Source organism: Cupriavidus sp. GW821-FHT02F09, from assembly GCF_059421605.1.
Genome location: NZ_JBWKVH010000048.1, coordinates 19903 through 41462, shown reverse-complemented (window position 1 = coordinate 41462; position 21560 = coordinate 19903). Strand labels below are relative to the sequence as shown.

Below are 21560 nucleotides of genomic sequence, written 5' to 3'. Positions count from 1 at the left end.
CGTTGATCTTGCCGAATCGTTCGATTGTGAGGCCTTTTCGTCAATCTTGTTCCTTCATTCTGCCTGTGCCCGCAACCATACTTCAGCTATGGGCTTGCTCCGCTGAATCACTTCCATGAGGGACATCATGACCTGCATTACGCCAACCGGCCATCTGGACCAAACTGGACAGAACACCCAAACCAGGCAGACGCCGATGCGCGTGGTCGTGCTGGGCGCGGGCAAGATCGGCCGCACCATCGCCATCATGCTGCATGACAGTGGCGACTACCGCGTGACCCTGGTTGACCGCGAGCCCACCCATCTCGAGGGCGTGCCAGAGGGCATCGCCGTGCGCATCGGCGACCCGGACCAGACCGAGGATTGCGCCCGGCTGCTCGGCGGCGCGCAGGCCGTGCTCAACGCACTGCCATTCCACGCCGCGGTTGGCGTGGCCACGGTAGCGGCCAGCCTTGGCGTGCATTACTTCGACCTGACCGAAGACGTTGCCGCCACCCACGCCATTCGCCGCCTGGCCGAGGGTGCGCGCTCCGTGCTGATGCCGCAATGCGGGCTGGCGCCCGGCTTTATCGGCGTGGTCGGCAATGACCTCGCCCAGCGCTTCCTGCGCGGCGGTGGCGAACTGCTCGACCTGAAGATGCGCGTTGGCGCGCTGCCGCGCTACCCGAGCAATGCGCTCAAGTACAACCTGACCTGGAGCACCGAAGGCCTGATCAACGAATACTGCAACCCGTGCGAGGCCATCGTCGATGGCCGCCGCGTGGAAGTGCCAGCGCTGGAAGGGCTGGAGAGCTTTGCGCTGGACGGCATCGAGTACGAAGCCTTTAATACTTCAGGAGGGCTTGGGACCTTGCCCGAGACGCTGGCGGGCCGGGCGCGCGACGTGGACTACAAGTCGATCCGCTATCCGGGCCACTGCGCGGTGATGAAGCTGCTGCTCAACGACCTGCGCCTGCGCGAGCGCCGCGACTGGATGCGCGAGATCTTCGAGAGCGCGATCCCCGCCACGCAGCAGGACGTGGTGATCGTGTTCGCCAACGCCACCGGCTATGCCGCCAGCGGTGGCAAAGGCGGGCGCGGGCCGCTGACACAGGCGTCGTTCTCGGTGCGCATTGGCGGCGCGCAAACGGCTGCCGGCCACGTCAATGCGATCCAGCTCACCACGGCGGCCGGCATCTGCACCGCGCTGGACCTGGTTGCCAATGGCGAGCTGCCACAGGCCGGCTTCGTTGCGCAAGAGGCGATGCCGCTGGACGTTTTCCTGGCCAACCGTTTTGGCCGACACTACACCCGTCATCCGCTTCAAGAGGCAACGGTATGAAAGCAAAGGAATTCGCGGCCTGTTGGCAGGCCATCGGGCTGACGCCGCCGTGGCGCGACGGCGAAGGCCCCACCGGCGCGTTGCCGGTGCACTCGCCGATCGACGGCGAGGCATTCGGGCACCTGCCCGCCTGCAGCCACGCCGAGGCCGATGCGCGCATCGAACGCGCTCGCGTGGCGCAAGCCAGCTGGGCGCTGGTGCCCGCGCCAGTGCGCGGTGAGGTGGTGCGGCGCTTTGGCGAAGTGCTGCGCGAACACAAGAAGCATCTTGGTGAACTGGTTTCGCTGGAGGCCGGCAAGATCCTGCAGGAAGGGCTCGGCGAGGTGCAGGAGATGATCGACATCTGCGACTTCGCCGTCGGCCTGTCGCGCCAGTTGCATGGCCTTACCATCGCCTCGGAGCGGCCACGGCATGCGATGCGCGAGACCTGGCATCCCTATGGCCTGTGCGGCGTGATCTCGGCCTTTAACTTTCCCGTGGCGGTCTGGGCCTGGAACGCGGCGCTGGCGCTGGTGTGCGGCAATGGCGTGATCTGGAAACCGTCGGAAAAAACGCCCCTCACCGCGCTGGCCATGCAGAGCTTGCTTGACGGCGTGCTGGAGATTGCCGCGCCACAGCACGTTGGCATCGCCACCGTGCTCTCGGGTGGCCCGGCGCTAGGCCAGCATCTGGTGGAACACGCCGCTGTGCGGCTGGTGAGCGCCACCGGCTCCACCCGCATGGGCCGCGCCGTGGGCATCGCTTGCGCCGAGCGGTTCAAGCGCGCCATCCTGGAACTCGGTGGCAACAATGCCGCGATCATCGCGCCCTCGGCCGATCTCGAACTCGCTGTGCGCGCCATGACCTTCTCGGCGGCGGGCACGGCCGGGCAGCGCTGCACGTCGCTGCGCCGCGCCTTCGTGCATGTCGACGTGCTGGAGGCCGTTACCACGCGCCTGATCCAGGTGTTCGGCCGCCTGCCGGTGGGCGATCCGCTGGCCGAGACAACGCTGGTCGGTCCGCTGATCGATGGCGCCGCGGGCGCCGCCATGGCCGCCGCGCTGCTGCGCTGCCGCGAGCATGGCAATACCGTGCACGGCGGCGAGCGCGTACTGGCCGAAAAGTACCCCAATGCCGAGTACGTGCGGCCCGCGCTGGTGCTGACCGATCGCCAGCACGAGATGATGCTGAGCGAAACCTTCGCGCCGATTCTCTACGTGATGCCGTACACCACGCTGGACGAAGCCATCGCGCTGAACAATGCGTCGGAGCATGGTTTGTCGTCTTGCATCTTCACCGAGTCGCTGCGCGAGGCGGAGCGCTTCATGTCGGCAAGCGGCAGCGATTGCGGCATTGCCAATGTGAATATCGGCACCAGCGGGGCGGAGATTGGCGGTGCGTTCGGTGGTGAGAAGGCGACTGGCGGCGGGCGTGAATCCGGCTCGGACGCCTGGAAGGGGTATATGCGGCGCGCTACCAATACCGTGAACTATGGTGATGCGCTGCCGTTGGCGCAGGGGGTGCGGTTTGATGTCTGAGGCCTGAGGCCTGAGGTCCGAGTCCTTTACGTTCACCCAAACGTTGCGATTCGTAACAAGGGTTACAGCAGGTTGACCCTGTATTACTAAACCGCCCCGTATAACGTTCTTATGGCTAGACCAAGGCTAAACAAGCCACAAGGACGATGAGATGAAAACGTTGATGATGGGACTCGCGATGGTTGGCGCCGCCATGCTTGGCGGTTGTGCGGTCTACCCGGCTTATCCCGGCTATGGCTATGGGGGTGGCGAGGTCGCAGTGGCGCCGGCGCCGGTCTACGCGGCGCCGCCGGTGGTGGTGGCCCCTGGGTTTTACGGTGGCTACTATGGCTATCGCGGCGGCTACTACGGCGGCCGCCGCTATCGCTACTGGCATTGAAGCGAGAGCGGTAGTACGGGCTAGCAGGGGTAGAACGAGGTTAAACGCGTTTGTCGGGCTGTCAGGCCTGCCCGTTGAGCCCGGCCCAGCTCGGCGCCAGCGTCTGCGGCACGTCGATCAGGTCCAGCACGCGGCCAACCGTATGGTCGACCAGTTCCGCCACGCTCTGCGGCTTCTGGTAGAAGCCGGGTACCGGGGGAAAGATGATGCCGCCCATCTCGGTGACGGCGGTCATGTTGCGCAGGTGCGCGAGGTTCAACGGCGTTTCGCGCACCATCAGCACCAGCTTGCGGCGCTCCTTGAGCGTGACATCCGCGGCGCGGGTGATGAGATTGTCGGACAGGCCATGCGCCACGGCCGCGAGCGTGCGCATGGAGCAGGGCGCCACCACCATCGCATGGGCGGCAAACGAGCCGCTGGCAATGGTGGCGCCAATATCGCGCACGTTGTGGACCACCTGGGCAAAGCCCTCCACCTCGGCCTTGCTGATGTCGAGTTCGTGCTGCAGGTTCATCACGCCCGCCGCCGAGATCAGCAGATGGGCCTCTACGCCAGGCGCGGCGCCCAGTATCTGTACCAGACGGACCCCATAGACCGCGCCGGTGGCGCCGGTGATCGCGACGACGATGCGCCGCGGCTTGCCCTCACCCGCTGCACCCGCCGCTGCGCCCGCTGCGGTCATGTCGCGCTCAGGCCTTGAGCAGCGATTGCAGTTCGCCGTTCTGGTACATCTCCATCATGATGTCCGAGCCGCCGACGAACTCGCCGTTCACGTAGAGCTGCGGAATGGTCGGCCAGTTGGCGTAAGTCTTGATGCCTTGGCGGATGCCGTCGTCTTCCAGCACATTGACCGTGGTCGGCGCGTCGACGCCGCAGGCCTTCAGGATCTGGATCGCACGGCCGGAGAAGCCGCACATCGGGAACTGGGCGGTGCCCTTCATGAACAGGACCACCGGGCTGCCCTTGACGATCTGGTCGATCTTTTGCTGCACGTCACTCATGATGTCTCTTTTCAGTTGCTCGCGGTGCAGGCACTGGCCAGCACCGCTATCGGGAAATCGGAAAGGCGCGCGTGATGCGTGCGCCTTGATGCAATCAAGTATTTGATTTTACCGGAATCGGCTGCCGGCTTCAGGCGGCCGCCCCGGCCTGCGCCGACAGGCGAGCCGCGCTGCATCGTTCATGGCCTGCCAGGTCGCGCGCGGTAAAGATCTCGGCCATGCCGGCGGCGGCCAGCAGGTCGCGGGCAGCCTGGCCCTGGTCGTAGCCGTGCTCCATCAGCAGCCAGCCGCCCGCATGCAGGCGCGCGGCGGCCCCGGCCACGATTGCCCCCAGGTCCGACAAGCCATCGCCATGATCGGTCAGCGCATCGATCGGCTCGAAGCGCAGGTCGCCCTGGCCCAGGTGCGGGTCCGCGGCGGCGATATAGGGCGGATTGCTCACGATCAGGTCGAAGCGCAGGCCAGCGGGCAGCGCGGCGTACCAGTCGGAGGCCAGGAAGCGCACATTGCCGGCGCCCAGGGCGCGCGCGTTGTCTTGCGCCACCTGCAGCGCGCCGGGCGAGATATCCGTTGCCCAGACCTCGGCGTCGGGCCGTTCGCAGGCCAGCGTGACGGCCAGCGCGCCGGATCCGGTGCCCATGTCGAGCACCCGGGGCGCAACCAGTGGCGCCAGCAGCTTCAAGGCCGCTTCCACGGCGATTTCGGTGTCCGGGCGCGGAATCAGCACATCCGGGGTCACGCGGAAGGCGCGCCCGAAGAATTCCCGCTCCCCCAGCAAGTAGGCCACCGGCTCGCCGCCCAGGCGGCGCCCGAGCAAGGCGGCCACGCTGTCGCGCTGGGCCGGGGCAAGCGTTTCGTCGTCGCGCGTGATCAGCTGGGTGCGGGTGAGCCCGGTGACATGGCTGATCAGCAGTCGCGCCTCCAGCGCTGGCAAGCCGGCCGCCGCAGCCACGGCCAGGGCGTCGCGTACCGTGGCCGTCTCAGGCAGTGAGACCGGCGTGGTGGCATTGGGGCTGGGGGAGGTGGCGGTGGACGTGGTGCTGGGCATGGAGAAGGCAAAAAAACAAAACCCCGCCGGGAGGTGCCCTGACGGGGTTTGCAGTGTAACGCGCTTGCCCGGGCGGCGGTGCCTGGGCGCGATGCGCCAGTGTCTTGCCGCCGTGGCGTGCGGATTACTTGTTGACGGCGTCCTTGGCCTTGTCCGCGCTGGCGTTGACAGCATCCTTGGCGGCGTCCTTGGCCTTTTCCATGGCATTGCCGGCATCGACCTTGGCCTTCTCGGCGGCAGCGGAAACGTCGGAGGCAGCGCTGCTGGCAGCGGCCTTGGCAGCATCGGCGGCATTGCTGGCGGCGGATGCGGCGTCGCTGGCGGCGGCCTTGGCGGATTCGGCGGCGCTTTGCATGGCGCTGTCGGCGCTCGGCGTGGCGGGGGCTTCTTCCTTCTTGCTGCAGGCAGCCATGGCGGCGGTGATCATCAACAGCGCGAGCAATTTCTTCATGATTTCGTCCTTTTGTCCGTTTTCGAGTGGCGACACGCCGACCTCTGTATGGCGGCTCAGTCGGAATCGATTATAGACAGCGAAAAATGGTGCGCCAGTGCTGTTGCAAGCATTTACAACAGATACAAAGGTTTTCGTAAAGAAATCGCGATTTATGCAGCGCGATCCAAAAATCTGCCTTAATGACCGGTAATTCGTCGCAATAACCTGCTATTGCCGAGCGATTAATGCGCTTCGCCCAGCGCCGCCAGTTGATCCGCCTGGTGTTCCGCGGACAAGGCGGACAGGAGCTCGTCGAGGTCGCCGTCCATGATCATGTCGATCTTGTAGAGGGTCAGGTTGATACGGTGATCCGTCACGCGCCCCTGCGGGAAATTGTAGGTGCGGATACGATCACTTCTATCGCCGGTGCCGATCAGGTTGCGCCGGGTGCTGGCTTCTTTCGCCTGGGCCGCGCGCAGCTTCGCGTCCATCAGCCGGGCCGCCAGGACCTTCATGGCCTTGTCCTTGTTGCGGTGCTGGCTGCGGTCGTCCTGGCACTCCACCACGATGCCGGTGGGCAGGTGGGTCAGGCGCACGGCCGAGTCGGTCTTGTTCACGTGCTGGCCGCCGGCGCCGGAGGCGCGGAAGGTATCCACACGCAGGTCCGACGGATTGATTTCCACCTCGGTCACCTCGTCGGCCTCGGGCATGACTGCCACCGTACAGGCCGAAGTGTGGATGCGCCCCTGGGCCTCGGTGGCTGGCACACGCTGCACGCGATGGCCGCCGGATTCGAACTTCAGCCGGGAAAAGGCCGCATCCCCGGCGATCCGGATGATCACTTCCTTGTAGCCGCCCAGGTCGGACGCCGATTCGCTCATCACCTCCACCTGCCAGCGCTGGCGCTCCGCGTAGCGTGTGTACATCCGCAGCAAATTGGCGGCGAACAGCGCGCTTTCCTCGCCGCCGGCACCCGCGCGGATTTCCAGCAGCAGGTTGCGGTCGTCGTTGGGGTCCTTGGGCAGCAGCAATGTCTGCAGGCTGCCTTCCAGCGTTTCCAGCCGCTCGCGGGCCGCGGTGATCTCATCGGCCGCGAACTCCTTCATCTCGGGATCGTCCAGCAGCGCTTGCGCGGTGGACAGGTCCTCCTGTGCCTGGCAGTACTGCGCATATTGCTCGGCCACCGGCGTCAGTTCGGCGTGTTCGCGCGTGAGCTTGCGGTACTGGTCGATCTTGGCGGTGGCATCTTCGCGCGCAAGCAGGGCGTTGACTTCGTCGAGTCGCTCGGACAATTGGTCGAGCTTGGCAAGCATGCTGGCTTTCATGGGGGTCCGAAGAGGCGCGGTGAAACGGGTGGAGACGGATGTTGCTGCTGGGATGCGTGCGGGCCAATGGCCAATGGCCGCAGGCAACGCAAAGCTGGCCGCGCGCAGGACACGCACGGCCGAGGCGAGCGCGGCTAGCGCTCGGAGTGGCTGCTGTGGCGGAACAAGCCCGGCACCAGGCGCAGCAAGGTCTCGCGGTCGTCGCCCTGGGTGTGGTTCAGGGCGTGGGTCGGGCCGTGCAGGAATTTGCGGGTGAGCGCGCCGGACAGGGCTTCGAGCACGGCTTGCGGGTCGTCGCCGCGCGCCAGCATGCGGCGCGCGCGCTCCAGTTCGGCCTGGCGCATGGCCTCGCCCTGCACCTGCAGTTCGCGGATGACCGGCACTACGCTGCGGGTTTCCAGCCAGTGCATGAAATTCTGCACGCGGCTTTCGATGATGGCTTCCGCCTGGGCCACGGCAGCCTGGCGCATGGCATTGCCCTCGCGCACGATGGCGCCGAGGTCGTCCACGGTGTACAGGAAGACGTCGTCCAGGCGCGCGACTTCGGGCTCCACGTCGCGCGGCACGGCCAGGTCCACCATCATGATGGGGCGGTGGCGGCGCAGCTTGACGGCGCGTTCCACCGCGCCCAGCCCGATGATGGGCAGGGAGCTGGCGGTGCACGACACCACGATGTCGAACTCATGCAGGCGCGCGCCCAGCTCCGACAGGCGGATGGCCTCGGTGGTCAGGCCCTGGCCGGCGAGTTGCTCGGCCAGCCGCTCGCCACGCTCCACGGTGCGGTTGGCCACCACGATCTGGCGCGGCGTTTGCGCCGCGAAGTGCGTGGCGCACAGCTCGATCATCTCGCCCGCGCCGATGAACAGCACGCGCTGGGTCGAGACGCTTTCAAAAATCCGCTGGGCCAGGCGCACCGCGGCAGCGGCCATGGATACCGAATGCGCGCCGATCTCGGTCTGGCCGCGGACCTCCTTGGCCACCGCGAACGTGCGCTGGAACAACTGGTTCAGGTAGGTGCCCAGCGCGCCGGCTTCACCGGCGGTGCGCACCGCATCCTTCAACTGGCCCAGGATCTGGGTTTCGCCCAGCACCATCGAGTCTAGCCCGCTCGCCACGCGGAAGGCATGGCGCACGGCTTCGGACTGCGGCAACGAGTACAGGTGGGGAGCGAGTTCGCCGGCCGGCACGTTATGGTGCTGCGCCAGCCAGCGCAGCGTGTGCTCGAAGCCTTCCGAACCCGACAGCAGCACATCGGTGGCGCAATAAATCTCGGTGCGGTTGCAAGTGGAAAGGATGGCGGCTTCGGTGCCATTTTTGCCGGCCAGGTGGGTGCGCAAGGCGCCCAGGGCGGGTTTGATCTGCTCAAGCGGAAACGCCACTCGCTCGCGCAGCGAGACGGGCGCCGTGGTGTGATTGATACCGATCGCGAGCAGTTGCATGGTGGGGAGCATGTCTCTCTGGCCGGGCTCCGGGCGGCGGCTTTGCAGGCTGCAGCGCGGGAGTCAGGTGCAATCCGGGCATGAATTCAAGCGCGGATTCCGGCGCAAAGCGCCGCCGAACCGGGCTACATTATAGCGCCCGGCGCGGATCTTGCCGGAGCGCGGTCGGGTTTACCGTATTGTTGCGGCCACGCGCGGTGACTGGCGGGAATCCCCGGGCAGCGCGCCATATGGTGGAATTTGGGAGAAAGTGATGTTGGGTACGCTGGTGGTGGGGGTGCTGGCTGGGCTGGCGGCGCGGTGGCTGCACCCCGTGGGCCGGGTCAGCCTGCTTGCGGCGGTGGTGTTCGGCGTACTGGGCGCGCTGGCCGCGTTTTACGGCGGCCGTGGGCTGCACTGGTTTGTCGACGGGCAGATGGCAGGCTGGTTCGCGGCCATCCTGGGCGCGGCCGTGCTGGTTGGCGTCGGGGGCGTGGCCAGAGGGCGGTGAGATTGAATGAATGCCATCCAATCTCGAATCCCGAATTCACGCCGCTTTAGTCTGGTTACCCGCGCTGCTCCAGAAACCGTCTCAAAACCCCGCTCGAATAATGGCTGGCCACGTCGGTCAGGAACGCCGCAAAATCCACGTGCGCGGTATCGTCGGCCCGATCCGAGAGCGTGCGCATCACCGCATGCCGCACGCCATACTCATGGCAAACCTGCGCCACCGCGGCGCCTTCCATTTCCACCGCCAGCACGCCGGGCAAGCGCTCGCGCAACTCGGCCGCGGCGGCGGGTGAGCCGATGAACTGGTCGCCGCTGGCGATCATCCCCTCATGCAGCCTGGGCGCGCTGACCCCGAAGCGCGCCAGCACGCCGGCCGGGACGGAGGTCGGCAGATCATCCCGCAGGTAGCCTGCCACCGCATCGCGCAGCGCGGCGGTAAGCGCCGGGTCGGTGGGGAATTCAGCGCGATCCAGCAACGGGACCTCATGGCGGGAAAAAAACGGCCGCGCGTCCAGGTCGTGCTGCAGCGTGCGGTCCGCCACCACCACGTCCCCGACCCGCGTCTCGGCCCCGATGCCGCCGGCCAGGCCGGTGAAGACGATCTCATCCACGCCGAACTCGCGCACCAGGGTGACCGTGGTGGCTGCCGCCGCCACCTTGCCCATGCGCGCGAGCACCAGCACGCAGTGCTGGCCGTAGAGATGGCCAACGTGATAGTCGCGCATGCCGATCGTCTGCACGGTGGCGCGGGCATCATCGTGGCGCATGGCGGCGATCAGGCCGTCGACTTCATCGTGGATGGCGGCGAGGATACCAAGGGTCATGGCGAGGCGTGGCTGGGTTGGACAAACGCACAGCATACCGGGCCGGGGCAAGGCGGCAAAGCAGCGCTGTTGCATGCTCCCGCTCACGCAAGGAAAGCTGCGCAGATGGCGGCGCCTTTGCTACAGTGCGCTGGCGTATCCATCACATGGGGCATCGATGCAGGCAACCACAACGCAGGGCTTTCAAGACCGGCGGGCAGCGCGTCAGGCGCTGGCAGACTGGCGTGAGCAGGGCGTGCTCGGCGCTGACGGCGTGGCCGCCGCCTGGCCAGGGACCGAGCCCGACGCGGCGCAGTGGCGGACCTGGCTCGATCGCACGTTGCTGATGCTGGGCGCCGCGCTGCTGTGCGCCGGCGTGATCGTGTTCTTCGCCTTCAACTGGCAGGACCTGCACAAGTTTGCCAAGTTTGGCCTGCTGGCCGGCGCGCTGACGCTGCTGGCGGGATTCGCCTGGCTGCGCCCGCCCGCCGACATGGCGGGGCTGGCGGCGCTCTGCGGCGCCCAGGTGGTGGCCGGCGTGCTGCTGGCCGTGATCGGACAGGTCTACCAGACCGGCGCAGACGCGTGGCAGCTGTTCGCCCTTTGGGGACTGCTGGCGATCCCGTGGGCGCTGGCCGCGCGCGCGGCGCCGCACTGGTGGGTGGTGATCGTGCTGGCCAATGTCGCGCTGCTGCGGTATCTCAGCGTGCGTCTTGGCGTGGGTGGCATGTTCGACCTGCTGTTTGGGGCGGCTGGCGAACGGCCCACCACGCTCTCGTTGCTGGCGGCCACGCTGGTGCAACTGGTGCTGTGGTTCGCGCTGCGCGCAGTGGCGCCGGCCTACGGCTTTCGCGGGCTGGCCGGCGCGCGCATCCTTGCGACGCTGGCGTGCGCCTACGCTGGCTGGCTCGGCCTCGCCAGCATCCTGCACAACCGCTTCGACCCCGCCATGTTCGGCGTGGCCATGCTCACGCTGGGCGGGCTGCTGGCCTGGTTCCGGCTGCGGGCATTCGATGTGGTGGCGCTCAGCCTGGCCAGCTTCTCGGTCATCGTGCTGCTGGTGACCGGGGTTGCCCGGCTACTGCTGGAGGGCAGCCGGGACGCGTTCGGCGCCTTCCTGATCCTCGGGCTGCTGACCATTGGCCTGTCCGCCGCGGCGGCGGCCTGGCTGCTGCGCGCCTATCGACACCACGGGCAAGCCCAAAGCGGCGCGCCCAACGGAGAGCCGGCATGACCAGCGACCATCACGTAGTACGAAGGTTGTGGCAGGACTTGGCCGCGCGCGGCTTGGTGCAAGGGCAGCCGCAAGCCGCACAAGGGCGCACGCCATGGGCCGTCAGGCTGCTGATGGGACTTGCGGGCTGGCTTGGTGCGGTGTTCTTCCTCGCCTTCCTGCTCGGCTCGGTCTTTGTGGCCGCGCGCGACAACGCCACGGCAATGGCGCTCTGCGGCGCCGCCATGATCGCGCTGGCCGCGGTGCTGTACCGGCGCCGCGCGGGCGCCACCGCGCTCGAGCAATTCGCGCTGGCCGTCAGCCTCAGCGGCCAGGGCCTGCTCGTGTACGGCGCGAGCCAGGCCTACGGCGGCGGCCGCCTGCTCGAATCGGCCGCCTTCTGGGGCGCGCTCGCGCTGCTGGAGGCCGTGCTCTATGTGCTCGTCAGCAACCGGCTCCATCGCTTCCTGGCCGCGCTGGGCGTATGGACCGGCGTGGCCCTGGCGCTCCACCTGGCCATGACGCCCGGCCTGCGCCACGTCTGGCAAGCCATGAGCTTCTCGCTAGGCTGGCTCGCGCCCTTCGCCATGACGCTGCTCACCGGCTTCGTGCTGGCGCAAGGGCGCCTCTGCGCCGCCGGGCTGCACAACTGGATCGAGCCGGCCGCGGATGCCACGCTGCTGTTCGCACTGGGCGCGGCCTTGGTGGTGACCGGGCTCAGCCAGCCTCAGGCATTGCTGTTCGATGCTGATACCGGGCGCCAAGCCGGCAACTACTGGATGGCCGGCGCGCTGTTTGGCGCGGTGCTAGCCGCGTTTGTCCTTGCCGAAGCAGGCCGGCTGCAGCTAAGCCCGGCGGTGCGGGGCACTGCGCTTGTCGGCGCGGTGCTGTTTGGCGCCTTGCTCGCTGGTGCGCCGGCGGTCGTCGCCGCCGCCCTTGCGCTCGGCCTGGCGCTGCGCCGCGGCTCGCTGCCCTGGCTGGGCCTGGCCGTCGCCACGCTCGGCAGCGGTTTCATCTGGTACTACAGCGCGCTGCACTGGACGTTGCTGATCAAGTCCGCCACGCTCGCCGGCGCCGGCATCGCCGTGCTGCTGCTGCGCATGGCGCTGCGTCGCGATGGCGCAAGGAGACAAGCATGAAACGCTGGATACTATTGGCATGGGTGCTCACGCTCGGCCTGGCCGCCTTCGCCATCACCGGCAAGGAACGGCTGCTGGCGCATGGCGACACCGTCTACCTGCGCCTGGCGCCAGTCGATCCGCGCTCGCTCATGCAAGGCGACTACATGGCGCTGAACTTCGCCATCGCCGAGTCCATCCGCCAGGCAGGCAAGCTGCAAGGCATCGAGCCCGCCCGCGAGCAAGTTGCCGTGATCCGCCGCGATGCACGCGGCGAAGCCACCTTCGTGCGCCTGTACACGGGCGAGGCACTGGCCGGCGGCGAGCAACTGCTGCGCTTCCAGAACGTGCCGGCCCGCTGGGGCGGCACGCAGGCGCAGGTGTCCACCGATGCGTACTTCTTCCAGGAAGGGCAGGGGGCGCGGTTCGAGAAGGCGCGCTATGGGGAGTTTCGCGTGGGGCCGGATGGACAGGCGCTGCTGGTCGGGCTGCGGGGGGAGGATTTGGGGGCACTGTGAGAGGGGGGGGCGGTTGCCGTCGGCATGCCGCTGTGCGCCAGCCATGATTGGATTGGCTGGAACATCAGCGCCGATTCACATTGCTGTGTTGTGTGATGGCCTGCTTGATGGCGCATCGCAGATGCCGGAGGCCCGACGCAATGCGCGCGCTGGTTGCAAGCCCGCGCCTTTTGCCAGCGCTGGAGAGAGATTGTTGTCAGCGGAGAACTTCACGCTACCAGGCGTTCTTCAAAGGCGACTGCGGCCTCCACCGAGGCAACAGGCACTTCATACAACCTGGCAACAAGCTGTTTGTCGCCTTCGGCCTGGAATGCCTCGGCGAGGATTGAAGTTCTGATGGCGCCATCGGTGACAATGGGCTTACCGAAGGCGATTCCAGGATCTAAGACCACGGCCTTGCCGCGCAGCGTCGGGTACCAGCGCGCGGCGGCATCGTCAGCACCAAATTCGATGCCACGATACAAAGAGGGCTCGATGAGCTTCTGAAACGCGTACTGGCTTTTCACCAAGTCCAGCAGTTCGGTCTCACCAGATTCTTGTATGGTCGACGCGAAGATTGTGCGGCCGTCCGTCTGGAAACGGCGGGAGGTAAAGGGATGTGGCAGGGCAAAAAGCTCGCGCACGCTCGAATGCTTCGCGGCTCGATGTGAGCGCATAACCGTCCGCCAGCTCCGCCAGCGCCTTCGTTGCCTCATCATAGGCCGACGCCGTGCCCCTCTGTACCTGCACATCGATGGCTGCCCAGCGCTTGTCTGCATCGTTCATCACCAGCCTTAGTTGCGTTTCGCGCTTTCGGCGGCGTGCGGCCTCCTGTCTGGCATGTGCCTTTGCTTCGCGCTTCAGGCGCGCTATGCTGGCCGCTTCGGCGAGTTCCCGCAGATGTCCGAGGATGCGCCGCGCGGTGGAAGGCGGTGCTGAAACGTGCTGCGCTTTCAGCCAGGCGGCATGTCGCAACCGGACCTGGCGTTCCGCTTGATGTACCAGCCCTTGGGCTAGCAGTTTCAGCACCGCTGCCATTTCCTCGCGTGGCAATTCGCGCAGCCAAGCATCGATGCGATCATCCTGCGCGGCATCGCCAGGCGGAACGTCGGGGCTCGCCGCCGCAGCGGCGGCCGGCAGGTCGGGATCGATCTCCAGGAATTCGACTAGCGCTTCCTGCGGCGGCGACAGTGTCGCCAGGCCGGGGGGCACCTCCGGCTCCAATGCGTCGTCCGAAAGGTCATGGGATCCCGCCAGCCAGCCCAGGTAAAGCGGGCGCAAGTCGCCACGCATCAGCTCGGCGCGCAGGGGGGCCAGGCGCCGCATCCAGCCGCTGCCGTCTTGCATGCCGTAGCGGTCATAGTCTTCGCCTTCGTTGAGTGACCACTCAATGATCCAGTGTTCTCCGTGTGTCTCGATGGTCGAGGCATGCCGGATGGCGAAAGGCTTCAGTTCCGCTTTGCCAAACGTGGATAGCGGCACGCGTAGCGCCAGCCTGCTGCTGCACCAGTTGGCGGTGTAGACGAAGACGTCGAAATATCGCCGCATCCAGTCAGCCGGATCTGCCTTCAGATCGCCCCACTCATAGTGATTGACGAAGCCCGCGGGGCTGATCTGGGCGCGCGTGGAGACGGCGCGCAGCTGCGCCATCTCGGCGCGGGTGAGCGGCCGGTCGATGGCCGCGAATTCGTAGTATTGGTATTCGCTCATGCTGGTTGGATGGATACAGGCGCCTGCATCGCTGATTTCGCGCTGCGCCATACGTTGCCCTTGATAGATGTATCCATTCGGATACGATGCGGGTTATGACCACACTTAACCGCACCGCTGAATTCAGCGCCTGGATCTCGACCCTCAGGGATCTGACGGCAAGGGCAAAGATCCTGGTGCGCCTCAAGCGAGCCGAACAAGGCAACTTTGGCGATTCGGAGCCAATTGGGGATGGCCTGTCGGAGATGAGGATCGACTTCGGCCCTGGCTACCGCATCTATTACGGCCGCGAAGGTGCCGTGGCTTACTTGCTTATTTAAGGCGGCGATAAGTCGACTCAGAAAGCCGACATCAAGCGAGCTAAGGAAATGTGGAAAACGATCAAGAAGGAGTCATCATGAACAAGATCGAAGTGGCACGCTTCGATGCCTCGGACTATCTCGACAGCGAAGAAATGATCTCTGAGTACCTCAATGCTGCTTTGGAAGAGGACGACACTGCAGTGCTGCTTGCCGCTATTGCGGACATTGCCAAGGCACGTGGTATGACCAGAGTGGCTGCCGACTCTGGACTTGGCCGTGAGAGCCTTTACAAAGCACTCGCTCCGGGCGCAAAGCCTCGCTTCGACACCATTATGAAACTCCTGCACGCGCTCGGCGTGAAGCTCACAACAGTGCCCGACGCTCACGCATAACTAACCGACGCCACGGCCAAAAATAAAAAACCCCCGCCACCTCAAGGGGCGGCGGGGGTTTTTGTTGTCGGAGGAAGTTCGCCGACGTCCGATACTCGGCTTAGACGTTGAACAAGAAGTTCATCACGTCGCCATCCTTCACCACATATTCCTTACCTTCCGCGCGCATCTTGCCGGCTTCCTTCGCGCCTTGCTCACCCTTGTAGGCAATGAAATCCTCATAAGCGATGGTCTGGGCGCGGATGAAGCCGCGTTCGAAGTCGGTGTGGATCACGCCAGCCGCTTGCGGCGCGGTGTCGCCCACGTGGATGGTCCAGGCGCGGACTTCCTTCACGCCGGCGGTGAAGTAGGTCTGCAGGCCGAGCAGGGTGAAGCCGGCGCGGATCACGCGATCCAGGCCGGGTTCTTCCATGCCGAGGTCGGCCAGGAACACGGCCTTGTCTTCGTCGTCGAGGTCGGCGATTTCAGCTTCGATGGCGGCGCAGACGGCCACGACCGGCGACTTGGTCTTGGCGGCGTGGGCGCGCACGGCGTCCAGGTGCGGGTTGTTCTCGAAGCCGTCTTCACGCACGTTGGCCACGTACATGGTGGGCTTGGCGGTGATCAGGCACAGCGGCTTGATGGCGGCCCATTCCTCGTCGGACAGGTCGAGCGTGCGCACGGCCTTGGCCTCGTTGAGCACGGCCTGGGCTTTTTCCAGCACGGCCACCAGGCGCAGCGCTTCCTTGTCGCCGGCGCGGGCGGGCTTGATGTAGCGGGCGTGGGCTTTTTCGACGGTGGAGAGGTCGGCCAGCGCCAGTTCGGTGTTGATCACCTCGATGTCGGACAGCGGGTCGACCCGGCCGGCGACGTGGATCACGTTGTCGTCTTCGAAGCAGCGCACCACGTGGGTGATGGCGTCGGTTTCGCGGATGTTGGCCAGGAACTGGTTGCCCAGGCCTTCACCCTTGGACGCGCCAGCCACCAGGCCGGCGATGTCGACGAATTCCACCACGGCCGGCAGGATGCGCTCGGGCTTGACGATCTCGGCCAGCTTGGCGAGCCTCGTATCCGGCACTTCCACCACGCCCACATTGGGCTCGATGGTGCAGAACGGATAGTTCTCGGCGGCGATGCCGGCCTTGGTCAGGGCGTTGAACAGCGTGGACTTGCCGACGTTGGGCAGGCCGACGATGCCGCATTTGAGGCTCATGGTAAACCTTTAAAAATCAATGGGTTGCGGTTCACCCTGGGTGCGTCCGGCGCAATGGAATGGCGCAGCGATGGGGACGCAGAGGGGAGGGTTCAGCACGAGACAACACAGCCAAAGCGGGGCGTTGCTCACCGGTTTTGTGCTGGGGTGCCATCAGAAAGATGGCTATTGTAACCTCGCCGGACGTTGCGCTGAACCGGCCGGCCGCGCCTGCCGCCTGCTGAATTTGTGCGCCTCGCGGGCGTGTGCCCCTTTGCCGCAGGCGCCTGGGCGCCGCTTCATGCGCGCGAGGGCGCACCAAAGCCATCGTGCCGGGGTGGCTATAATCCACGCATGACTCGTCCATCTCCCTCCCGTTTCCAGGTTGCCGTGGTTGGCGGCGGCATCGTCGGCAAGGCTTGCGCGTTGTTGCTGGCCCAGCAGGGCATGCAGGTGGCGCTGATCGCGCCGCGATTGCCTGCCGGCGCGGCCGCGCCGGATCCTGGCCAGTGGGACAGCCGTATCTACGCCTTCTCGGCGAGCTCGCAAGCCTTGCTTGAGCGGTTGCGCGTGTGGGAGGCGCTGGACCCGGCGCGGATGCAGCCGGTGTGCGACATGCGCGTGTTCGGCGATGCGAGCGCGGCGCAGGCGAATGCCTCGGCTGCCGGTGATCTCCATTTCTCGGCCTACGCGGCCACTGTGGCGCAACTGGCGTGGATCATCGAATCCGGCCATGTGGAACGCGTGCTCGATACCGCGCTGCGCTTCCAGCCCCAGGTGCACTGGCATGACGATACCGCTGCGGCGTTCGCGCGCGACCATGATGGCGTGACGCTGACCCTGGCCGGTGGCGACAAGGTGCGCGCGGCTTGCGTGGTGGGCGCCGATGGCGCGCGCTCGTGGGTACGCGAGCAATGCCACATTCCGGTCACCAAGCGGCACTATCGCCAGCTTGGCGTCGTGGCGAATTTTGAATGCGAGCTGCCGCACCAGGACACGGCCTGGCAGTGGTTCCTGGGCACGCCGCCCAAGCTGATGGCGGACGAGGAGCCGGCTAACGGCGAGATCCTGGCGTTGTTGCCGTTGCCGGGCCGGCGCGTGTCGATGGTGTGGTCGGCCGACGATGCCCATGCAAGTGAGCTGCTGGCGCTGTCGCCCGAGGCGCTGGCCGATACCGTGATGCAGGCCGCCAGCGGCGCCGTGGGACGCCAGTTTGGCGCGCTGCGCTGCGTGACGCCGGCGCAGGGCTTCCCCCTGGTGCTGCAGCGCGCCGATCAGTTTGTGCAGCCGCACGTGGCGCTGGTGGGCGACGCCGCCCACGTGGTGCACCCCTTGGCGGGGCAGGGCATGAACCTGGGTTTGCGCGATGTGGCGGAACTTGGCCGCGTGATGGCCGCCAAAGAGTCTTTCCGCGCAGAAGGCGACTTGCGCTTGCTGCGCCGCTACGAGCGGGCGCGCGCCACCGATTTGTTGTCGCTGACGGCGGCTACCGATGGCCTGCATCGGCTGTTTTCCCTGCCTGGCGGCGTGGCGCGCACGGTGCGCAATGCCGGCATGCGGGTCGTGGGCGGCCAGTCGCTGCTCAAGCGTTTTCTTATCGGCCGCGCGCTGGGCTGAGCGCCCGACCCTTGAACCCTGAATCCCGAGCTCGCTCGCGCGAACCGAATCATCGAATTACTGGAGTCATCATGTTGCATTTCCTGCGCCGCCGTCCCGCCCTGTCCGCCACCATCGTTGGCGGCATTGCGACTGCCGGCTTCGCGCTGCACGCCATGGCGGCGGGCGAGCCCGGCACCGACCGCATCAAGGAATCGGTGCAAAAGATGCTGGGCGGGCGCGCTGAAGTGAAGAGCGTGGCCAAGACTCCCGTGCCCGGCCTGTTCGAGGTCAACATCGGTGGTCAGGTGGTCTACACCGATGCCACCGGCCGCTACATCATCAACGGCGAGATGGTGGACTCCAAGACCGGCACCAACCTGACCGAGGAGCGGCTGGCCGATATCAACCGCATCAAGTGGTCGGACCTGCCGCTGGCACGCGCGATCAAGTGGAGCAAGGGCGATGGCAGCCGCCAGGTAGCGGTGTTCTCCGACCCCAACTGCGGTTACTGCAAGCGCATCGAGCAGACGTTCCAACAGATGGACAACATCACGGTCTACACCTTCCTGTACCCGGTGCTGTCGCCGGATTCGTCGGTGAAGGCCAAGCAGGTGTGGTGCGCGGCCGACCGCACCAAGGCGTGGCGCGACTGGATGATCAGCCACGTGGCGCTGACCGGCAACGGCAGCTGCAAAACCCCTGTGGATGACAACCTGGCGCTCGGCCAGAGCCTGAACATCACCGGCACCCCGGCCGTGTTCTTCATGGACGGCACCCGCATTCCCGGCGCCGCCGACGCCGCCACGCTCGAGCGCAAGCTCGCCAGCCTCAAGAAGTAAGCACGTCGCGCCGGCGGCCTTCCCGGCGCTGCCGCGCCGGAGCCGGCCGGTCGTCTTTGGTTAACAATCAAGAACCGGAAGGAGGCTCCATGACGTTCCAGGCATTGCTGCTGACCCAGGCCGACGGCGCGACCCAGGCCGCCGTCACCGCGCTCGACGAATCCAGCCTGCCCGCCGAGGGCGACGTGCTGGTGGCCATCGACTACTCCACCATCAATTTCAAGGACGGGCTGGCCATTACCGGCCGCTCGCCGGTGGTGCGCAAGTGGCCGATGGTGGCGGGCATCGATGGTGCCGGCACGGTGCTGGAATCCACGCATGCACGCTGGAAGGCCGGCGACAAGGTCGTGCTCAACGGCTATGGCGTGGGCGAGACGCACTGGGGGTGCCTGGCGCAGCGCGCCCGCCTCAAGGGCGACTGGCTGGTGGCGCTGCCGGCTGCCTTCACCACGCAGCAGGCCATGGCCATTGGCACTGCCGGTTATACCGCCATGCTGTCGGTGCTGGCGCTGGAGCGCGCTGGCATCAAGCCGGGCGATGGCGAGGTGCTGGTGACCGGCGCCTCGGGTGGCGTGGGCTCGGTGGCCATCGCCATCCTGTCGAAGCTGGGCTATCGCGTGGTGGCCTCCACCGGCAAGACGGCCGAAGCGGATTTCCTCAAGGCGCTGGGCGCGGTCGAGGTGATCGACCGAACGGAGCTGGGCAAGCCCAATAAGCCGATGCAGAAGGAGCGCTGGGCTGCGGTGGTGGATTCGGTTGGCTCGCACACGCTGGTCAATGCCTGCGCGCAGGTGCGCTACGGCGGCGCGGTCACCGCGTGCGGGCTGGCGCAAGGGCTGGATTTCCCGGCTTCGGTGGCGCCCTTCATCCTGCGTGGCATCACGCTCTATGGCATCGATAGCGTGATGGCCCCGATGGCCTTGCGCGAGCAGGCCTGGCAGCGGCTGTCGCGGGACCTGGAACCGGATCGCCTGCGCGCGATCACCCGCGAGATCGGCTTGTCGGAGGCGATCGAGGCCGGGCGCAAGATCGTCGACGGTGGCATGCGCGGCCGCGTGGTGGTGAACGTCAACGCCTGAGCCGGCGCGTAGTCCGGGGCGGGCATGGCGCTACAATCACGCTCATGAAGCCGATCCATTACGCCATTGCCCCGCTTCAACCGGAAGCGCACCTGTTCGCCGTCACCGTCACGGTAGACGCCCCCAATCCCGCCGGCCAGCAGTTCTACCTGCCGGCGTGGATTCCAGGCAGCTACATGATCCGTGACTTCGCACGCAATATCGTGCGCATCCGTGCTCAGGCCGGCGGCAAGCCGGTGGTGCTGACCAAGATGGACAAGCAGAGCTGGCAGGCGGCCCCGGTGGACGGGCCGCTTACGCTCAGCTATGAGGTCTACGCCTGGGACTTGTCGGTGCGCGCCGCGCACCTGGACGCCACGCACGGCTTCTTCAACGGCAGCTCGGTCTTCCTTTGCGCCGAAGGGCAGGAAGACCAGCCCTGCACGGTCGATATCCATGCGCCCGCCGGCGAGGCTTATGCTGGCTGGCGGGTCGCCACGGCCATGCGCGAGGCGCCCGGCCGCGGTGGTGCCAAGCGCTACGGCTTCGGCCGCTACCAGGTGGCCGACTACGACGAACTGGTCGATCACCCGGTTGAGATGGGCAACTTCACCATGGGCAGCTTCCGCGCCTGCGGCGCCCAGCACGACGTGGTGTTCACGGGCCGCGTGCCGCAGCTCGATCTCGAGCGCGTCTTGCGCGACCTGAAGCGGATCTGCGAAGCGCAGATCCGCCTGTTCGAGCCCGGGACAGAGGCCGCGCCGTTCCTCGACAGCAACCGCCGCTACGTGTTCATGACCATGGTCACGACGGACGGCTACGGCGGCCTGGAGCATCGTGCCAGCACCGCGCTGATGTGCGCGCGCGCCGACCTGCCGGCACGCGGCAAGGCTGACGCCACCGAGGGCTACCGCACCTTCCTCGGCTTGTGCAGCCATGAGTATTTCCATACCTGGAACGTCAAGCGCATCAAGCCCGCGGCGTTCGTGCCCTACCGGCTGCGCGAGGAAACCTACACGCCGCTGCTGTGGCTGTTCGAGGGTTTCACCAGCTATTACGATGACCTGATGCTGGTGCGCAGCGGCCGCATCACCGAGAAGCAGTACGTGGAGCTGCTGGCCAAGACCTGGAACGGCGTGCTGCGCGGCAACGGCCGCACCAAGCAGAGCGTGGCCGATAGCTCGTTCGATGCCTGGACCAAGTACTACCGCCAGGACGAAAACGCGCCCAACGCCATCGTCAGCTATTACACCAAGGGCTCGCTCGTTGCCCTGGCGCTGGATCTCACCATCCGCACCAAGACCCGCAACCGCCGCTCGCTTGACGACATCATGCGCGCGCTGTGGCAGCGCTACGGCAGCGGCTTCTATGCGCCAGGCGCGCAGCAGCGCGGCGTGACCGAGGCCGAGGTGCACGCCTTGTTCGACGAGGTCAGCGGCCTGCGCCTGGGCGCGCTGCTGCGCTCGCTCACCGAAGGCACCGGCGAGCTGCAACTCGCCGCGCTCCTCAAGCCCTTCGGCATCAAGGCGGTGCCGGCCAAGCCAGAGCGCAACGCCGCGCTCGGCATCAAGACCAAGACCGAGGATGGCTGGGTGCGCGTGACCCAGGTGCTCGACGGCGGCGCGGCCCAGGCGGCCGGGATCTCGGCGGGCGACCTGCTGGCCGCGGTGGACGGCCTGCGTGTAGCCCCTGGCCAGCTCGACAAGCTGCTGGCGCGCTATCGCGACGGCGATAGCGCCGAGTGCCATGTGTTCCGCCGCGATGAGCTGCATGTGCTGCCGCTGACCTTCGCGCGCGAGCCGGCGGTGCAGTACACCGTGACGGCCGAAGGCGGCCGCCAGGCCATGCGTGCGCGCTGGCTGGGCCTGTAGGCCGAATAGCCCCCAACGCCGCCGATCGCCACCAC

The 21560-nt window shown here is 66.5% G+C and carries 23 protein-coding genes; 13 read left to right on the top strand and 10 right to left on the bottom strand.

Annotated features, from left to right (window positions below; genetic code table 11):
• Positions 1-196: 196 nt before the first annotated feature.
• The 3 genes from AC07XB_RS33165 to AC07XB_RS33155 all read left to right on the top strand — a co-directional run bounded on the left by AC07XB_RS33165 (position 197) and on the right by AC07XB_RS33155 (position 3217).
• Positions 197-1321: a saccharopine dehydrogenase family protein gene (locus tag AC07XB_RS33165; protein ID WP_492831592.1), complete on the top strand. Its 1125-nt coding sequence runs from the start codon at positions 197-199 to the stop codon at positions 1319-1321.
• The gene (amaB, locus tag AC07XB_RS33160) at positions 1318-2838 is read left to right on the top strand and encodes an L-piperidine-6-carboxylate dehydrogenase (protein WP_492831575.1); all 1521 of its coding nucleotides are present in this window, start codon (positions 1318-1320) and stop codon (positions 2836-2838) included. Before AC07XB_RS33165 ends, amaB begins: the two co-directional genes overlap by 4 nt.
• A 151-nt stretch (positions 2839-2989) precedes the next feature.
• A complete protein-coding gene (locus AC07XB_RS33155) occupies positions 2990-3217 on the top strand; it encodes a hypothetical protein (protein ID WP_492375870.1) in 228 nt (75 codons plus the stop codon).
• Between the two features lie 61 nt (positions 3218-3278).
• Here AC07XB_RS33155 and AC07XB_RS33150 read toward each other — a convergent pair whose 3' ends face one another.
• The 6 genes from AC07XB_RS33150 to hemA all read right to left on the bottom strand — a co-directional run bounded on the left by AC07XB_RS33150 (position 3279) and on the right by hemA (position 8463).
• A complete protein-coding gene (locus AC07XB_RS33150; RefSeq protein WP_492375871.1) occupies positions 3279-3899 on the bottom strand; it encodes a UbiX family flavin prenyltransferase in 621 nt (206 codons plus the stop codon).
• Between the two features lie 7 nt (positions 3900-3906).
• The gene (gene grxD / locus AC07XB_RS33145; RefSeq protein WP_150985669.1) at positions 3907-4218 is read right to left on the bottom strand and encodes a Grx4 family monothiol glutaredoxin; all 312 of its coding nucleotides are present in this window, start codon (positions 4216-4218) and stop codon (positions 3907-3909) included.
• 130 nt (positions 4219-4348) lie between these two features.
• Positions 4349-5266, bottom strand: a complete 918-nt coding sequence (prmC, locus tag AC07XB_RS33140) for a peptide chain release factor N(5)-glutamine methyltransferase (protein WP_492375872.1) — start codon at positions 5264-5266, stop codon at positions 4349-4351.
• Between the two features lie 124 nt (positions 5267-5390).
• Positions 5391-5717 (bottom strand): hypothetical protein, encoded by a 327-nt coding sequence (locus AC07XB_RS33135; RefSeq protein ID WP_150985667.1) that lies wholly within the window; start codon positions 5715-5717, stop codon positions 5391-5393.
• A gap of 224 nt (positions 5718-5941) precedes the next feature.
• Positions 5942-7024, bottom strand: coding sequence for a peptide chain release factor 1 (prfA, locus tag AC07XB_RS33130; protein ID WP_492375873.1), 1083 nt, complete (start codon positions 7022-7024; stop codon positions 5942-5944).
• A 134-nt stretch (positions 7025-7158) separates the two neighbouring features.
• Positions 7159-8463 (bottom strand): glutamyl-tRNA reductase, encoded by a 1305-nt coding sequence (hemA, locus tag AC07XB_RS33125; RefSeq protein ID WP_174427671.1) that lies wholly within the window; start codon positions 8461-8463, stop codon positions 7159-7161.
• Between the two features lie 253 nt (positions 8464-8716).
• Here hemA and AC07XB_RS33120 point away from each other — a divergent pair, with 253 nt between their 5' ends.
• Entirely contained in the window at positions 8717-8953 is a 237-nt protein-coding gene (locus AC07XB_RS33120; protein ID WP_309404124.1) for a hypothetical protein, read from the top strand.
• Positions 8954-9008: 55 nt separating this feature from the next.
• Here the strand turns inward: AC07XB_RS33120 and AC07XB_RS33115 are convergent, their stop codons facing one another.
• A complete protein-coding gene (locus AC07XB_RS33115) occupies positions 9009-9776 on the bottom strand; it encodes a 5'-methylthioadenosine/adenosylhomocysteine nucleosidase (RefSeq protein WP_492831576.1) in 768 nt (255 codons plus the stop codon).
• A gap of 157 nt (positions 9777-9933) precedes the next feature.
• On the opposite strand from AC07XB_RS33115, the gene AC07XB_RS33110 reads away from it, so the two are divergent.
• The 3 genes from AC07XB_RS33110 to AC07XB_RS33100 are packed head-to-tail and all read left to right on the top strand — an operon-like array spanning position 9934 to position 12604.
• Positions 9934-10989 (top strand): DUF2157 domain-containing protein, encoded by a 1056-nt coding sequence (locus AC07XB_RS33110; protein ID WP_492831577.1) that lies wholly within the window; start codon positions 9934-9936, stop codon positions 10987-10989.
• On the top strand, positions 10986-12107 hold the full coding sequence (locus tag AC07XB_RS33105) for a DUF4401 domain-containing protein (RefSeq protein WP_492811641.1): 1122 nt from the start codon (positions 10986-10988) through the stop codon (positions 12105-12107). The genes AC07XB_RS33110 and AC07XB_RS33105 overlap by 4 nt, the downstream gene beginning before the upstream one ends.
• Positions 12104-12604 (top strand): GDYXXLXY domain-containing protein, encoded by a 501-nt coding sequence (locus AC07XB_RS33100; RefSeq protein ID WP_492375878.1) that lies wholly within the window; start codon positions 12104-12106, stop codon positions 12602-12604. The genes AC07XB_RS33105 and AC07XB_RS33100 overlap by 4 nt, the downstream gene beginning before the upstream one ends.
• A 209-nt stretch (positions 12605-12813) precedes the next feature.
• Here AC07XB_RS33100 and AC07XB_RS33095 read toward each other — a convergent pair whose 3' ends face one another.
• Together AC07XB_RS33095 and AC07XB_RS33090 are read right to left on the bottom strand one after the other, a co-directional pair.
• Positions 12814-13113: a DUF433 domain-containing protein gene (locus AC07XB_RS33095; RefSeq protein WP_492831578.1), complete on the bottom strand. Its 300-nt coding sequence runs from the start codon at positions 13111-13113 to the stop codon at positions 12814-12816.
• 16 nt (positions 13114-13129) lie between these two features.
• Positions 13130-14344, bottom strand: coding sequence for a hypothetical protein (locus AC07XB_RS33090; RefSeq protein ID WP_492831579.1), 1215 nt, complete (start codon positions 14342-14344; stop codon positions 13130-13132).
• A gap of 44 nt (positions 14345-14388) precedes the next feature.
• On the opposite strand from AC07XB_RS33090, the gene AC07XB_RS33085 reads away from it, so the two are divergent.
• The gene (locus AC07XB_RS33085; protein WP_492831580.1) at positions 14389-14613 is read left to right on the top strand and encodes a type II toxin-antitoxin system RelE/ParE family toxin; all 225 of its coding nucleotides are present in this window, start codon (positions 14389-14391) and stop codon (positions 14611-14613) included.
• A gap of 77 nt (positions 14614-14690) precedes the next feature.
• Entirely contained in the window at positions 14691-14987 is a 297-nt protein-coding gene (locus AC07XB_RS33080; protein ID WP_045238852.1) for an addiction module antidote protein, read from the top strand.
• 100 nt (positions 14988-15087) lie between these two features.
• On the opposite strand, the gene ychF is transcribed toward AC07XB_RS33080, so the two are convergent.
• Positions 15088-16179: a redox-regulated ATPase YchF gene (gene ychF / locus AC07XB_RS33075; RefSeq protein WP_492375947.1), complete on the bottom strand. Its 1092-nt coding sequence runs from the start codon at positions 16177-16179 to the stop codon at positions 15088-15090.
• Positions 16180-16512: 333 nt separating this feature from the next.
• Here ychF and AC07XB_RS33070 point away from each other — a divergent pair, with 333 nt between their 5' ends.
• The 4 genes from AC07XB_RS33070 to AC07XB_RS33055 all read left to right on the top strand — a co-directional run bounded on the left by AC07XB_RS33070 (position 16513) and on the right by AC07XB_RS33055 (position 21525).
• Positions 16513-17775, top strand: coding sequence for a UbiH/UbiF family hydroxylase (locus tag AC07XB_RS33070; protein WP_492831581.1), 1263 nt, complete (start codon positions 16513-16515; stop codon positions 17773-17775).
• Positions 17776-17846: 71 nt separating this feature from the next.
• Positions 17847-18596 (top strand): DsbC family protein, encoded by a 750-nt coding sequence (locus tag AC07XB_RS33065; RefSeq protein WP_492811658.1) that lies wholly within the window; start codon positions 17847-17849, stop codon positions 18594-18596.
• An 89-nt stretch (positions 18597-18685) separates the two neighbouring features.
• Positions 18686-19675 carry an acrylyl-CoA reductase (NADPH) gene (acuI, locus tag AC07XB_RS33060; RefSeq protein ID WP_492811659.1) on the top strand — a complete coding sequence of 330 codons (990 nt, stop codon included), beginning with the start codon at positions 18686-18688 and terminating at the stop codon, positions 19673-19675.
• A gap of 44 nt (positions 19676-19719) precedes the next feature.
• Positions 19720-21525 carry a M61 family metallopeptidase gene (locus AC07XB_RS33055; protein ID WP_492831582.1) on the top strand — a complete coding sequence of 602 codons (1806 nt, stop codon included), beginning with the start codon at positions 19720-19722 and terminating at the stop codon, positions 21523-21525.
• The last annotated feature ends 35 nt before the right edge of the window (positions 21526-21560 follow it).